12 protein-coding genes and 2 rRNA genes are annotated in these 15,244 nt (G+C 33.2%); 4 read left to right on the plus strand and 10 right to left on the minus strand.

Translation table 11 applies throughout. The features are described 5' to 3' along the window. Positions 1-49: 49 nt before the first annotated feature. Complete coding sequence (locus tag AXY43_RS08065; RefSeq protein WP_105411386.1) at positions 50-1,765, minus strand: methyl-accepting chemotaxis protein; 1,716 nt, start codon at positions 1,763-1,765, stop codon at positions 50-52. Next, positions 1,743-2,189, minus strand: a complete 447-nt coding sequence (locus tag AXY43_RS08070; RefSeq protein ID WP_105411387.1) for a chemotaxis protein CheW — start codon at positions 2,187-2,189, stop codon at positions 1,743-1,745. Before AXY43_RS08070 ends, AXY43_RS08065 begins: the two co-directional genes overlap by 23 nt. 47 nt (positions 2,190-2,236) lie before the next feature. Here AXY43_RS08070 and AXY43_RS08075 point away from each other — a divergent pair, with 47 nt between their 5' ends. Next, on the plus strand, positions 2,237-2,680 hold the full coding sequence (locus AXY43_RS08075) for a hypothetical protein (RefSeq protein WP_243099188.1): 444 nt from the start codon (positions 2,237-2,239) through the stop codon (positions 2,678-2,680). Positions 2,681-2,730: 50 nt separating this feature from the next. Continuing rightward, positions 2,731-3,048, plus strand: a complete 318-nt coding sequence (locus AXY43_RS08080; protein WP_012060114.1) for a hypothetical protein — start codon at positions 2,731-2,733, stop codon at positions 3,046-3,048. Positions 3,049-3,322: 274 nt separating this feature from the next. Here the strand turns inward: AXY43_RS08080 and AXY43_RS08085 are convergent, their stop codons facing one another. Next, a complete protein-coding gene (locus AXY43_RS08085) occupies positions 3,323-3,715 on the minus strand; it encodes a hypothetical protein (RefSeq protein WP_039769590.1) in 393 nt (130 codons plus the stop codon). 289 nt (positions 3,716-4,004) lie between these two features. After that, the gene (locus AXY43_RS08090) at positions 4,005-4,802 is read right to left on the minus strand and encodes a DUF4163 domain-containing protein (protein WP_077869209.1); all 798 of its coding nucleotides are present in this window, start codon (positions 4,800-4,802) and stop codon (positions 4,005-4,007) included. Between the two features lie 173 nt (positions 4,803-4,975). Here AXY43_RS08090 and AXY43_RS08095 point away from each other — a divergent pair, with 173 nt between their 5' ends. Further along, the gene (locus tag AXY43_RS08095) at positions 4,976-5,329 is read left to right on the plus strand and encodes a helix-turn-helix domain-containing protein (RefSeq protein WP_017211864.1); all 354 of its coding nucleotides are present in this window, start codon (positions 4,976-4,978) and stop codon (positions 5,327-5,329) included. Beyond that, the gene (locus AXY43_RS08100) at positions 5,310-5,969 is read left to right on the plus strand and encodes an ImmA/IrrE family metallo-endopeptidase (protein ID WP_041899040.1); all 660 of its coding nucleotides are present in this window, start codon (positions 5,310-5,312) and stop codon (positions 5,967-5,969) included. Before AXY43_RS08095 ends, AXY43_RS08100 begins: the two co-directional genes overlap by 20 nt. Positions 5,970-6,215: 246 nt before the next feature. Here the strand turns inward: AXY43_RS08100 and AXY43_RS08105 are convergent, their stop codons facing one another. The 6 genes from AXY43_RS08105 to AXY43_RS08125 all read right to left on the minus strand — a co-directional run bounded on the left by AXY43_RS08105 (position 6,216) and on the right by AXY43_RS08125 (position 14,817). Further along, positions 6,216-8,186 (minus strand): methyl-accepting chemotaxis protein, encoded by a 1,971-nt coding sequence (locus AXY43_RS08105; protein ID WP_105411388.1) that lies wholly within the window; start codon positions 8,184-8,186, stop codon positions 6,216-6,218. A gap of 264 nt (positions 8,187-8,450) precedes the next feature. Continuing rightward, positions 8,451-9,167: a S8 family serine peptidase gene (locus AXY43_RS28420; protein WP_347501438.1), complete on the minus strand. Its 717-nt coding sequence runs from the start codon at positions 9,165-9,167 to the stop codon at positions 8,451-8,453. A gap of 26 nt (positions 9,168-9,193) precedes the next feature. After that, entirely contained in the window at positions 9,194-9,973 is a 780-nt protein-coding gene (locus tag AXY43_RS28425; RefSeq protein WP_279220079.1) for a S8 family serine peptidase, read from the minus strand. Positions 9,974-10,762: 789 nt separating this feature from the next. Then, complete coding sequence (locus AXY43_RS08115; RefSeq protein WP_039769576.1) at positions 10,763-11,005, minus strand: hypothetical protein; 243 nt, start codon at positions 11,003-11,005, stop codon at positions 10,763-10,765. Positions 11,006-11,514: 509 nt separating this feature from the next. Further along, positions 11,515-11,631, minus strand: a 5S ribosomal RNA gene (gene rrf, locus AXY43_RS08120). A gap of 275 nt (positions 11,632-11,906) precedes the next feature. Then, a 23S ribosomal RNA gene (locus AXY43_RS08125) occupies positions 11,907-14,817 on the minus strand. Positions 14,818-15,244: the final 427 nt, after the last annotated feature.

Genomic DNA, 15,244 nt, shown 5'->3' on the forward strand with positions numbered 1-15,244 from the left:
AAAAATTTAAGGTGTAGAATCTTCATACCTACTACACCTCATCATTAGTTTAAGTTCTAAATTTAGCTATTAAATCTTGCAGCTCTATGGAAACATTCTTTAAATCTTTTGCAGATTGATTTATTTGTTCCATACTTGCAGACTGTTGTTCTATGGATGCCGATATTTCCTCCGTAGTAGAAGCTGACTCTTCTGCTATTGCAGACATATCGCTTATACTTCCTATAACATCATTTTTATTATTGTCTATACTATTTATACTAACTACTATCCTATCTATTTGCTTAACCACATTAGATGCTGAACTTTCTATAGTTTTAAATGCCTTTTCAGTATCATTTGATACCTCACCCATTTGAATTACCATATTTCCTACCGTTATCATTTCTGATTTAGTTTTATTTATTTCCTTCTTAACCTCTCTAACGATAGCATCTATTTCTTTTGTTGAATCAGCGGCTTCATATGCAAGTTTTCTAATTTCCTCAGCCACAATAGCAAATCCCTTTCCTTGTGTTCCCGCTCTTGCTGCTTCTATGGCTGCATTAAGAGACAATATATTAATTTGTGATGTAATGCCCTTAATTGCGTCAGTTATTTTCTCAATTGATTGAGATTTGTTATTTAAAACACTAACTTGATCAAGTATATTTTCCGCTACTTTATGGTTTGATTCTACAACACTTTTTAATTTATTTATATTCTCCATACCTTCCAAATTTGATTTTAACGCCAATTCTATATAATTCTTCACTGAATTAGTATTTTCTACCGAATCATGAATTTCTTTTGCTAAAACCTCTAATTTATCTACTCCAGTTTCAGTATTCCTTGCAAGATCAGTAGAACCTTGTGCCATTTCATCAATTGCCTTCGCTATAGCCTCTATTGACTGAGATGTTTCAGATATTATATTTGATAAAACGTCAGAATTTAATGCTACATTTACGGAGTTCTGTTTAATACTTTCCACAAGTTCTCTTAGTGTTCTTCTCATGTTTGCTACTGCAATACCCATATCGTAAAATTCGTCCTTATATCTTTTTATTATATTCAAACCAGCTTGGTCAAATACTAAATCTAAATTCGCAGTTTTATTAATAAATTTAACCAAAAAGTTTATTCTTTTTGTAATAATATTTATTATAGATATTGTTACTACAAGACTGATTATTATTATAATTATTACGTTCAGTGTGAGCATTAATCTTGAGTGATTATAAATTTGATCATTTTGTATATTGGCCAAATTCGCCTGTTCCTGGTTATATTGAACAAGTTTTTCAATTGCGCTATTTACATTCTCAAAATCCTGTCTAGATTCTCCATACATTAAATTAAATGCATCCTTATTTTGAGATTCTCTACTTAATTGAATAGTCTTCCTGCTAGTTTCAAAATACTTAGGATAATACTCTTTAATTTCTTTAAATATCTCCATATCATCGCTTGATATCATAGTTCCTTGATATTCTTTTAATTCATCTTCAAACTCTTCTCTCAAATCTTGAAGTTCTTTTTCTGTAGCGTTCATTAAGTCAGGATCATCTTCTAGTACATGTCTGTATTCTCTAAGTCTATATTCTGAAATATTTTGATCCATAGTATGAGCCAATTCGCTCCTCTTATACCAAACTTCTGCAATTTCACTTGCTTTATCTTTTACATTTTTAATTGATATTATAGAATACACTCCTAAAAAAGACGTTAGCAAAATTATTAACCCAAATGAAGCAATAAGTTTATTTCTGATTGTAAATTTCATTTGAACACTTCCTCCAAAATAAATTTAAATCTAATATAACTATTAGATAATTATCTTGTTTGGCAATTCCAATTATATATTCATTTCCGTTACATACATCATAATTAATCTTTTTTATACTATCTTTTGGAATCCTTGTAACATCCTCTACTTCATCAACGATAGCACCAAAAGCTCCTTCACTATCTTCAATAATTATTATTTTCTGTTCATCATTTCTTTTTTTATTTTTTATGCAGATCTTCTGACCTAAATTAATTATCGGTATTATTCTTCCCCTTAAATTTATGACTCCTAGTATATATTCTCTACTCAATGGTATTTTAGTAGGAGCCGCATAACCAATAATTTCATTAACTTGTTCTATTGGCACCGCATACCTCTCTTTTCCTATATGAAACACCACAAATTGCTCTTCAGTCATTAATTTCCCTCCCTGCTACATCTGCAGCATATTCTTCATAACATAATATGAAAATTGGAAATGCATTGTTACTGAGCAAAGAACTAAAATATTTAAAATTATGTTTTGTGAATATATTTTTTTTATCTTCAAAAAATAAAATATATTTACGGTTCAATTTAGAAAGGTGGATTACTTTAATGAGAAAAATCAGCATTATATTTTTTATTTTCTTATTATTTAATATAACAATAACGGCTTCTGCCGATCAGCCTAGAATTCTTAGACAGGGTTTTTATACAACAAAAGATTTAAATTTATCCCCTGATGCTCTGCATACAATACAAAATACCTCTCCCACTGAATATGTTTCTGTAGTTCTTTTTGATTCAAATGAAATTGTTCAGGAATTTATAAGATTAGTCCCTAAATCAGAAAAATATGCTTTACCACCTATCCAAATTGGATATGAGATAATAATAATTGGAGATGGTGAAATTACTATTTCTTAGAGTATATAGATTAGTTTACTTTAGCAAAAAATATAAAGGTGGTCATATCTATGAAAAAATTTACTGTTTCAATATTATTTTTCTTATTTTTGTCATTAAATATTTCAACAATTCAGGCTCTGTCCATATCTAGAGTTTTAAAAAAGGGGTTCTACACATTAGAAGATTTAAAACTATCTCCTAATACAAGTTATACTATTCAAAATGATTCTTATAATGAGCGTGCTTACATACTTGTTTTTGATTCCGAACAAAATTTTATACAGTCTTTACGATTGAGACCTCAATCACAGAAATATAATTTACTTCCGCTTAAAGATGGATATAAAATAGTTGTAGTTGGAAATGGAGAAGTGACTATATCTTAAAAGAGAATAAATCTACAAGATTTATTTAGTATTTAATGATCGTACTTTTATAATTACTATAAATTCCAATTAAGATTTTGTACAATTTATAAGTTTAAGACTACAATCAGCAAAACGCGATTTACTTCTGCTTAAGAGCAGCTATATATAGTTTAGGCTAATAGCATTAAAACTCACCTTATATCAAAAAAGCCACTATATAAATAATGTCATTTAGTTAACTAAATGACATTTCCATACAAGATGACTTTCTCAATGATTTTTCAATTGAATTTTATTTACCTTCTTTTAAAATTGACGACATCACTAATGCTAAATCGTTCTTTTTTTCATTATCTCTAATAAAGTTTGCTACTTTATCATCTTTTGTTATTATTTCAATATATTCTTTTGCATCTTCATTTTTGACATTAAATGATTTTATATTTTCTCTTGATATTTTATCTGTATAAGCAATATCAGATAGCCCTCCCCAAACAGCATGAGTAATAGCCTGTATATATAAATTTTTAGGAGTAAGAATCAATTTAAAATCATTTACTACTCCACCTGCAACTCCCTGTGCTAGCAAATTAACCAACGTATTTGCTACTTTACTTGAAGCTTTAATATCTTTGTAAGAATTAATAGAACATAGTATTTCTTCATCATTCAATACACTTGCCATATTTCGCCCTCCAAATTATATATTTTAATTGAATAAATAATTATCTGCATCAAAATCTATTATCCAATTATATCATATAATAGTAATATATTCTTATTACTAAATTCTTAATTTTTAATAATTTACTTACATTTTCTATACTATTCAAATGTATAAAGCTCAAAAACTAGAATTATAAGTTTTCAAAAATGTTACTGGCGGAGGCTATTAAACAGCATCAATGAATTGAAAAATATAGGCGATCAATCTCAACTATATTTTTTATCTTACAAAAACTTTACTTAAAGATCTATTGCTTTTCTATTATAAATTCCGCATGATCTCCTATAGCATGAATCATTGGAATGCTAATTACTATTTTATTATCTTCCATATAACTATAAGCTCCTTTCTTTGGAATTTCAATCACGCCATCTTTCTCGTGAAAATCAGCATCTTTTAATATATTTAAAAGTTCATCATCACTAATGTTTTTTATAACAGACTTCTGTACTTCTATTAATTTATCATCCTCTGAAAGCATTTTAACATCATCTAACTTTTTTAATTTTTCTAGTACTCCCTGCACATTAGCATATTCTGAAAGACCAACTGTTAAACCGTTCTCTAAATCTATATTAACCGTATAAAAGATTGAAGTTGGATATGCTGTTCCTTTAATATTTACTAATCCATTAAAAGCTATTGATATATATTTATTATTTTTAGTTTTCACTTCATAATTTACTTCCATGTTTATATCATTAATATTTGTATTATTCTCAACATATATATTTACAATACTTAGGGCTGCATTTTTTAAATCTTTATTTATAGAGTCAAGCTTTACTGCATCAGCATAATTTTTTATTTGAGGGTAATTGATCTTCACATGATCTTTACTATAAACTTCATTAATTATTTCGTATTGTTTTGATTCATTACGTAAAGATACTTCCATATTAAAATAATTAATTTTATTAACAGCTAAAGCCTCTTTTTTTATTAGATTAATACACTTCAGATTATTAACATGAAAATTTCTCATTAATAAGAAACTGAGTATTGTTATGCCAGTTAATAAAATTGCCGATTTCTTCATTTTCATATTTTTCTCCTTTAATTATTTAATTTTAAGGTTAATTTTATTAATTATTTTGTCCTCATGTTATGAAAATAATGTGGTTTATAGATTAATAATAAAATTACTTTCATTTTTTTAATTTTTTTATTGAATTTATCGGTCACTATGATAAAATTATCTTAAGAGGTGAATTTATAATGTTAGGTGATAAAGTAAAACTACTTAGAAAAGAGAGAAAAATTACACAGCAAAAGTTAGCTGAAGCTATTGGTGTAAGTCAATCTACTATAGGAATGATAGAAGGAAATAGACAAGGTGCTAGCAATGATACATTAATTAAGTTGGCAAATACTTTAAATACTACTGTTGATTACTTATTGTCTGATAATATAGAAGAATTAGACTTTCCTGATAAGAGAATTAGTGACACTGGATTTGGCGATGATGATATAAGAAGAATTGAGAGAGCTCGAAGAAAAATGGATCCTAAAAACAAAGAAAAAATGATGAAAATTTTAAGGTCTGCTTTTGATGAGTACTTCGACGATTAGATATAAGCGTATAAAACAGATAGTTAATGATATTTATATAAAATTAAATATTAGTAAGTTTCCTATAAACGTATTTGAAATAATAGGTTCTTTCGATAATATAAAAATAGTTTCTTATCATCGATTCATGCTTGATCACAATCTAACCAAAGAAGAAACTTTTGAAATATTAACTTCTGACGAAGGATGTACTGATTATTTTAAACCTTCAAATAAGTATATAATTTATTATAATGATTTAGATTTTAAATCTGATGAAAGAATTAGATGGACTTTAACTCATGAATTAGGTCATATTTTATGTAGCCATTATTCATCTGATAATACTAAAATATTTGATGACTACCTGTCAGAATCTGAATATAAAATTATGGAGGCTGAAGCAAATTATTTTACTGGTCTTTTATTATCTAATCCAGTAATTCTTCATAAGTTGAATATTAGATCTTCTCATGACATAGAAACATACTGTTCAATATCTTCTGAAGCGGCACGTTATAGATACAAATTTTATAAGAAGTGGTGCGAGAATAATATTTTAACTAGTTCAGATAGATTCATTATCAGAAACTTCCAATCTTATCTAAATGCTCAAAGGCTTGAATATTTAGAATTTATTAGTTTCATCAACTCATTTTAGCTATATTATCCAAACTAAAATTTTCATAATATAGAATATAATAGTTTCACTACTATTTCGTAATTTATAAGCAAAAAAGGACTATCGCACTATAAATTAATGATATGCGCCCTACATGGTAGACAGTAAAAAACTATCGATCATAAAAGGGAGCATATTAAATTTTAATCCATTAATAAAATAACCACTTATTTATGGAAAGTAGACAATTATCATTGAGTTTTTTTACGCTAAAGATAAATAGTATTAATTTGTCTTAAACTTATCTGTTAATTCTTTAAGCGTTGTAGCCATATCGCTAAAGCTCTGAACTGATGCTGTCATTTCTTCAATTGAAGCTACTTGTTCTTCTGTAGCCGCAGATATTCCTTGAGTTTCTCCTGCTACAGCCTCAGAAAGCTGTGTAATATCACTAATATTAACAAATACTTCCTTTTCAGTTTTATTCATATTATCTATAGCATTACTTACTTCCTGCATATTAGATTCAACTTCTTGTATAGATTTAAATATTAATTGAAAATAGCTATTAGCTTCATTCACTACTTTAGATCCATCATTAACTTCATTTATGCCTTTATTCATAACTAAAGCTACATTTTCAGTTTCTTTTTGTATACCATTTATAAGAGCACTAACCTGCCCCGCAGCTTCTCCAGATTGTTCTGCTAATTTACGAACCTCATCAGCAACAACTGCAAATCCTTTTCCTTGTTCTCCGGCACGTGCTGCTTCTATTGCTGCATTTAAAGCCAACAGATTTGTTTGTTCTGAGATGCCCTTTATTACTTCTGTAATTTTCCCTATTGCTTGTGAATGCTCTCCAAGCTTGTCTATAACTTTAGATGTATCGTTAACTGAACTTTTAATATTAACCATACTTGAGTTAACTTTATGGAGTGCCTCGCTTCCCTTCTCAGAATAGCTAGACGCAGTTTGTACAGCCGAAGAAACATTATCTGATTTTTCATTTATATCTTTTATTGCGCTATCTAAAATATTCATATTAGAATTTATTTTATCTATCTTAGAGCTTACTAACATAGAACCTTCCGCAATTTCATTAACATTTTCTGCAGAATTTGTAGCAACTTTTGACTGCTGCTCGCAAACATCTGTCATCTCACTAGATGCTGATGAAACTCTCTCTGAATGTTCTTTAATATTATTTATTACCTCTCGTAAGTTAACAGCCATTTTTTCAAATGCTCTTCCTAAATTACCTATCTCATCGTTGGATTTTATGTTTATATTATTAACTGTTAAATCTCCATTTGAAATCTTATTTGCTGCATTTAAAAGTATATGCAATGGTTTAGTTGCATAACCAACTAGAACAAAAACTCCTCCACATGTAATAAACAATATAACTATTCCTATTAAACTAGTATTAATTAAAGAATGTATGCTTTTTTCAACAGTAATACTTTTAGGAATTTCAGCACAAATAACCCATCCTGTCTTTTTATCCTGAACATAGCTCACAAGCATACTTTTCCCATCTTTAACTACTTCTTCGGAACCACTCTCCCCTTTTACACCTTTCTTAATAAATTCGAAATCATTTAAATCTGTACGATCTTCTGGCTTGTCTAATGTCTTAGTAGGATGAGCTAGCAATTTGCCGTCTGAATCTACGATATAAACAGTTGCATTATCCTGGGAAAGCTCTTTAACAAAAGAATTTAGCACTGGAAGTTCAATATTTCCTTGTAAAATTCCCGTTACAATCCCGCCCTCTTTATCTCTAATAGGCGTTGCTAGAACTGTGATTAAACTTCCATTATCTTTACTTACAAGAACTTCAGATACAACCTCATCCTGTCCTTTAAGTGCTGATTTATAAAAATTACGATCTGATATATCAGATGATTTAGAGTCATCACTTCTCACAAACTGAACTCCATCCAATTTAGTAACAGCCGTAAATGATAAATCTGGATATACTTTTGAACTCTCAACTAAAATTGGTTTAGATTTTTCTGCATCATAGGAACTAATAATAGGATTTCTAGCCATGCTCTTTATCCCATACATATTTCTCTCAATTAAACCATTTATCTTTTCATCCACAATTTCTGCTCTTTTAAAATTATCAGCTAGTGCATTTTCTATCGCAATCTTTTGTGAAAAAAACAAATTAATGATTGTGAATATTATTAAAGGCACAGAACTCGCAAGAAGAAGTGTTAACGTCAACTTCCTTTTAATATTCATGTTTTTCCTCCTAAGTTATTATATATTTCTAAAATATTAGATTAGTACTTTAATTAATATTCGACAATATCAGCGAAATACCTCCTATAAAACAGACATTTTTTATTAATTATAGTAATTAGTCCAACAAATTCCAATGCATCTATCTTTTTTATTGTGAATTATTCCTTGCTTTAGTAATGTCCTCTAATCAAAAAATACATTACCTCCCACAAAATAGTGGTAGGTAATGTATTTCACTAAGTTCTACTATATAAACTATTTTTAATAAATTTGAAATGCAGTATTAGACGAACTTGTCATATAACTACTATATGTAGTCTCAGCCAGAACTTTATAAGTACCTTTTCCTGTAATTCTATATGTCAAAATACCAAAAAAAGCCTCTCCAGATCTATCTGTCATTCCTTTATATATTGTCACAACACCTTTGGGTGAAGTAATACTAAATTTAACGGCTGCTCCTTGAATTGCTTTGCCAGAAGTATCTGTAACCTTAGCTTTAATATATATTATATCACCTGCTAAGTAATAGGCTTTATTTGTAGACACAACCGTTCTTGTCCCTAATTTTGAAGGTTGCGTTGTCACAGGCTGACTTACAACTGGTTGAGTAGTAACAGGCTGCGTATTAGTTGGTATTGTTGAAATTGGCTGTGTCACCGTTGATGTTTGTCCTCTAGGTGCTTGTATTAGCCCATAACCATACCAACTATCTTTTCCGCTTATTCCTAAATCAATAACATTTTCATTAAGTTTTGCACGTAATTGATTTGGAGAAAGCCCTGGATTAGCCTGCTTTAATAATGCTAAATCTCCTGTAACAAAAGGTGCTGACATTGAAGTACCGCTCATAGATACATATTTATTATTTAAATATGTACTAAGAACACTAACCCCTGGCGCCGCTACTTCAACAGTATTTCCTGTAGAGGAAAACGAAGGTCTTTTATTATTAGAATCAATTGCCGCTACTGCTATAACCGAACTATATTTTGCTGGATAATCTACAGTATCCGTTGATCCATCTGATGTACATCATTTCCTGCTGCCGCAACAACTAAAATGCCTTGATTATAAGCCTTGTCAACTTCTTGTTGCAATGCAGTTGATGGTACGGAACTACCAAGACTTAAGTTAATAATGTCCATTTTATTTGTAATACACCAATCTATTCCTGCGATTATATCAGAAAGGTATCCAGCCCCATCATTTCCTAATACTTTTATAGCATAAAGACTTGCCTCATTAGCAACTCCAACAATTCCATAACCATTATTTTTCGCTCCTATTATACCTGCAACGTGCGTTCCGTGCCCATTATCATCTAAATATGATGTTGTATAAGATGTGAAAGCTGCGCCACCTGCAACTGATAGATCCTCATGGTTAGCTATCCCAGTATCAACAATTCCGATTTTTACTCCTTTTCCAGTATAACTTGAAGACCATGCTGTCGGAGCTTGGATCTTATTCACTCCCCAGTCTACTGTTTGAGAATTTGTTTTAACTATTATATCTTGTTCTACGGCTAATACATTGGGATCATCTCTCAAATCCTTAATAGCTGTAGTAGGAACAGATGCTGATAGAACGTTTGCATTTTTGTATTCTCGTCTTACATTTCCTCTCGCTTTTGAAACTACATTTTTATCAGCTTTATTTTTAAATACGATGATTACTCGTTCATTTGATGTTGAGACTGATGTTACTACCGCTGCATTAACATTTGCTGTAAATCCAAATGCTACTAATAAAAAAGTAACTGCTGAAATAATTTTTTTCATTTGTGTACCCCTCCTTAAATTTATCTTTCGTAAATGTACTTAATTAAGCTTATCACCACTCTTTTAGACCTTCTTCCCTCCTCCTATAAATCAAAGTAACTTTTTATCTGCACTTCTAAGGAACTGTACTGATAAACAGATTTGATTAATTTTATTATAATTCTATATAACCAAAAACTATTCAAACGAATAGTGACAGAATATTACTTTATCTTGCATTATTCAGTAACTGTCATACATATTCTATGAATTTAGTCCATATAATTTTGCATTCCATAATTTCCTATAGTGTTTGCTTCATCTTTTAACATAATTATATCATAGTGGCATATTCCCTACAATTCATAACATACAAGGATTTTATTCCTTATAAAGGGTTTACATGAATATTATTCACATAAATACATTACTATCAAAATAATTTCATGAACTTCAAAGTGGCTTGTTAATTTTTCATCAGAATACATTAAATCTCCTACGAATATTAAAACTATTTTCATTGCACTTTATGGATACTTTAACCTTTATAGCCACTTTCTAATATATAAAAAGGAGAGTTAACTCGTTTTATTCTAAAATAAAAACAGATAGTTTAATTAAAACCACCTGCTTTTATTTTAAATTTCGGCAATACTAAGCCAATTATATTTAATTTAAAATATTTTATTACTAATTTTTACTCTCTGATATTATAGGAATCCAAATATCACTCTTATAGTCTTGTAAAAAGCTATCTCCTTCTGTATAAAATCGAATTCCAACATGTTAATATGAATTTTCAAAATACGTTTAATTTGTAATATTCATTTCTGTGAACGATTCTAAAACATAATTAGTATTGTCTATAGTTGTGACAATTAACTTGTCAGTTGAGTTTTTAACTTTAGCAACAGTACCTGTTAGTATAGATAAACAATCCTCCACTAAAATCGGAATATCATTCACTACTACCAACTCCATATTATCACACTTTTCCTTCATCCAATTATTTAAGATAGATTCCCCTTCAGATGAATTACAATCTGCCTCCATTAAATGTTCTCCTCTCATATCCCTTTTAAATATATCATATTTTTTGAATCTTTATTTAGCTCTTATTATTTAATTATCGTATAACAATATTATTGTTTTAATATTATTATCAGAGTATTTTTGATAAATCCCAATAATAAAACTTTTACACCTAATTGTTTGACACTATTTTAACATATTACCTTATATGTTACAAGAAAATTAAATTGATAATATATATTCTATATATGTAAATAAGTAACATAGAAAAGCTCAACTTAATATGATTATTTCTTATAAATGGCTTTCTTCCCACTTATTCTAGAAACAATATAAAAACTAAATTAAAGCAATACATGCCGGCTCATGAATTCTTTTATAACATATGAAATAAGCTTATAGTTTATTATTAAATTTATTTACTAATTGAAACTCATATTTCCTTATATAAAAACTTCCTTACTACCAATTTAATTAGTATATTTAATAAGACAAAAAAAAGATAGCCATTACAGCTATCTTTTATACTTACCTCGCAACGTCCTACTCTGCCACACAGTCTCCCATGCAGTACCATCGGCGCTATAGACCTTAACTTTCCTGTTCGGAATGGGAAGGAGTGTTACCTCTATGCCATCATCACGAGATGCATGTTTTTCCCAAATCTTCGATTTGGTTGAAAAACAGCACACCAACGAACGTATGTGAGTTAGTGTTTCCTTAGAAAAAATAACCCAAGTCCATCGCTTATACTATTTTTTCAGCAATTATACTAAATAATTACTACTTAAAAGAACCTTGTTCTTTCAAAATTGCACATAAGTGAGAGTCCAAATTTCATATTTGGTTCCTCGAACTTACTCAGCGAACGCTAGTGAGTCGAGCTTTCTCTCTATTTAATGTATATTACAACTTGATTATATTGGTCAAGCCCTCGACCTATTAGTATCAGTCAGCTAAATGCGTTGCCGCACTTACACCTCTGACCTATCAACCTTGTAGTCTTCAAGGGGTCTTACTAGCTTATGCTATGGGAAATCTCATCTTGAGGTGGGCTTCACACTTAGATGCTTTCAGCGTTTATCCCTTCCCGACTTAGCTACCCAGCTATGCTTCTGGCGAAACAACTGGTACACCATAGGTCAGTCCATCCCGGTCCTCTCGTACTAAGGACAGCTCCTCTCAAATTTCCTACGCCCGCGACGGATAGGGACCGAACTGTCTCACGACGTTCTGAACCCAGCTCGCGTGCCGCTTTAATGGGCGAACAGCCCAACCCTTGGGACCTACTTCAGCCCCAGGATGCGACGAGCCGACATCGAGGTGCCAAACCTCCCCGTCGATGTGAACTCTTGGGGGAGATCAGCCTGTTATCCCCGAGGTAGCTTTTATCCGTTGAGCGATGGCCCTCCCACGAGGTACCACCGGATCACTAAGCCCGACTTTCGTCCCTGCTCCACTTGTAGGTGTCGCAGTCAGGCTCCCTTCTGCCTTTACACTCTTCGAACGATTTCCGACCGTTCTGAGGGAACCTTTGGGCGCCTCCGTTACATTTTAGGAGGCGACCGCCCCAGTCAAACTGCCCACCTAACAATGTCCTGTCACCAGTTTCATGGCATCCAGTTAGAACTTCAATACTATCAGGGTGGTATCCCAACAACGACTCCACCAAGGCTGACGCCCTAGTTTCCCAGTCTCCCACCTATCCTGTACAGACAATACCGAAATTCAATGCTAAGCTACAGTAAAGCTCTACGGGGTCTTTCCGTCCAATCGCGGGTAGCGAGCATCTTCACTCGCACTACAACTTCGCCGGATTTGCAGTTGAGACAGTGCACAAGTCATTACGCCATTCGTGCGGGTCAGAACTTACCTGACAAGGAATTTCGCTACCTTAGGACCGTTATAGTTACGGCCGCCGTTTACTGGGGCTTAAGTTCACACCTTCGCGTTACCACTAAGTGTTCCCCTTAACCTTCCAGCACCGGGCAGGCGTCAGCCCCTATACATCAGCTTTCGCTTTAGCAGAGACCTGTGTTTTTGTTAAACAGTTGCTTGTGCCTATTCTCTGCGGCCTGATTTCTCAGGCACCCCTTCTCCCGAAGTTACGGGGTCAATTTGCCTAGTTCCTTAACTGCAATTCTTCCGTCGGCCTTAGGATTCTCTCCTCATCTACCTGTGTCGGTTTGCGGTACGGGCACTACTTCTCTCTCTAGATGCTTTTCTTGGAAGCATGGAATCAGATACTTCGGTTCCGTAGAACCTTCCCCATCACGCCTCAGAATTGTTGGAACGGATTTGCCAATCCCAACTCCCTAAACGCTTAGACTAGCATCCAATAGCTAGCACATCCTATCCTTCTCCGTCACACCATCGATAATAACGATTATAGTGGTATTGGAATATCAACCAATTGTCCATCGACTACGCCTTTCGGCCTCGCCTTAGGTCCCGACTAACCCTGAGAAGACAAACTTTACTCAGGAAACCTTAGATATTCGGCCTGTAGGATTCTCGCCTACATCTCGCTACTAATGCCAACATTCTCACTCGTAATCAGTCCACCGCTCCTTACGGTACGACTTCAGCCCGATTACGACGCTCCTCTACCGCTCACGTTATACACGTGAACCCGTAGCTTCGGTGGTAAGTTTGAGCCCCGGACATTTTCGGCGCAGGATCTCTTGACTAGTGAGCTATTACGCACTCTTTTAATGAGTGGCTGCTTCTAAGCCAACATCCTAGTTGTCTTAGAAATCCCACATCCTTTTCCACTTAACTTACACTTTGGGACCTTAGCTGACGATCTGGGCTGTTTCCCTTTTGACCATGGAACTTATCTTTCATAGTCTGACTGCCGGACTGATAGTATGTGGCATTCGGAGTTTGATAAGGTTCGGTAAGCGCTATGCCCCCTAGCCTATTCAGTGCTCTACCTCCACTACTCACATTTTCCGACGCTAGCCCTAAAGCTATTTCGAGGAGAACCAGCTATATCCGAGTTCGATTGGAATTTCTCCGCTATCCACAGCTCATCCCATGCTTTTTCAACAGCAACGTGGTTCGGTCCTCCACGAGGTTTTACCCTCGCTTCAACCTGGCCATGGATAGGTCACCCGGTTTCGGGTCTACAGCATGCAACTAGTCGCCCTATTAAGACTCGGTTTCCCTTCGGCTCCGTACCTTAAGTACTTAACCTCGCTACATACCGTAACTCGTTGGCTCGTTCTACAAAAAGCACATCATCACACACATAAGGTGCTTTGATCGGTTGTAGGCACATGGTTTCAGGTTCTATTTCACTCCCCTCCCGGGGTTCTTTTCACCTTTCCCTCACGGTACTGCTTCACTATCGGTCATCAGGTAGTATTTAGCCTTGGGAGGTGGTCCTCCCTGCTTCCCACAAGGTTTCACGTGTCTCGTGGTACTCTGGTGCAGAACTGCTCATTATAGTTTTCATTTACAGGACTATTACCTCCTACGGTCCAACTTTCCAGTTGTGTTCAATTAACTATAATTTCACGTTATGTTCTGTCCGCAACCCCAGAGATAAATCTCTGGTTTGGGCTCTTTCCTTTTCGCTCGCCGCTACTAAGAAAATCGATTTTTCTTTCTCTTCCTCCAGGTACTTAGATGTTTCAGTTCCCTGGGTTTACCTTCATAAAGCTATGTATTCACTTTATGATACATGGGGTTTCCCATGTGAGTTTCCTCATTCGGAAATCTTCGGATCTCTGACTATGTGCGTCTACCCGAAGCTTATCGCAGCTTATCGCGTCCTTCATCGGCTCCTGATGCCAAGGCATTCACCATGCGCCCTTTGTAGCTTGACCTTTTGCTTGCTTATTGATGTCAATTGCTTCGTCGTCTGCTGAAATTTTCTCGTTCACGTACATTTAAGTACGCTTCACTCCAAAATTTCATCGACTCCTCGCACTTGCCACCAATAAGCTGCGCAAATTGGCTTACAAATATAGTATATAGCGATATATATTATAATTTGCTCCAATTTGTTTTTAATCATTTCACAAAGAATATTTATTCTTGGCTTTGTTGTATTTTATATATACATTAAATCTATGTGCAATTTTCAAAGAACATCTTGCTTGCTTATTACCGTCAATTTCTTCATCAGCTACAAATTTTACTCATTTACGTACGTGAAGTACGCTTCATTTCATAAAATTTTCGCTTTCTCGCACTTGTCGCTACTAAGCTACGCATTTTGAAAGACTTAGTCTTTCAAAATTGAACAGAACA

It is taken from the genome of Clostridium sp. MF28, assembly GCF_002969175.1.
Taxonomy (GTDB): Bacteria; Bacillota; Clostridia; order Clostridiales; family Clostridiaceae; genus Clostridium; species Clostridium beijerinckii.

Coding starts and splice junctions, on each gene's coding strand:
- AXY43_RS08080 (WP_012060114.1), top strand. CDS start 2,731: ATGAAAAAATTTACTGTTTCAATATTATTTTTCTTATTTTTGTCATTA.
- AXY43_RS08090 (WP_077869209.1), bottom strand. CDS start 4,802: ATGAAAATGAAGAAATCGGCAATTTTATTAACTGGCATAACAATACTC.
- AXY43_RS08095 (WP_017211864.1), top strand. CDS start 4,976: ATGTTAGGTGATAAAGTAAAACTACTTAGAAAAGAGAGAAAAATTACA.
- AXY43_RS08065 (WP_105411386.1), bottom strand. CDS start 1,765: ATGAAATTTACAATCAGAAATAAACTTATTGCTTCATTTGGGTTAATA.
- AXY43_RS08085 (WP_039769590.1), bottom strand. CDS start 3,715: ATGGCAAGTGTATTGAATGATGAAGAAATACTATGTTCTATTAATTCT.
- AXY43_RS08115 (WP_039769576.1), bottom strand. CDS start 11,005: ATGGAGGCAGATTGTAATTCATCTGAAGGGGAATCTATCTTAAATAAT.
- AXY43_RS08105 (WP_105411388.1), bottom strand. CDS start 8,186: ATGAATATTAAAAGGAAGTTGACGTTAACACTTCTTCTTGCGAGTTCT.
- AXY43_RS28425 (WP_279220079.1), bottom strand. CDS start 9,973: ATGAAAAAAATTATTTCAGCAGTTACTTTTTTATTAGTAGCATTTGGA.
- AXY43_RS08070 (WP_105411387.1), bottom strand. CDS start 2,189: ATGACTGAAGAGCAATTTGTGGTGTTTCATATAGGAAAAGAGAGGTAT.
- AXY43_RS08075 (WP_243099188.1), top strand. CDS start 2,237: ATGAAAATTGGAAATGCATTGTTACTGAGCAAAGAACTAAAATATTTA.
- AXY43_RS08100 (WP_041899040.1), top strand. CDS start 5,310: ATGAGTACTTCGACGATTAGATATAAGCGTATAAAACAGATAGTTAAT.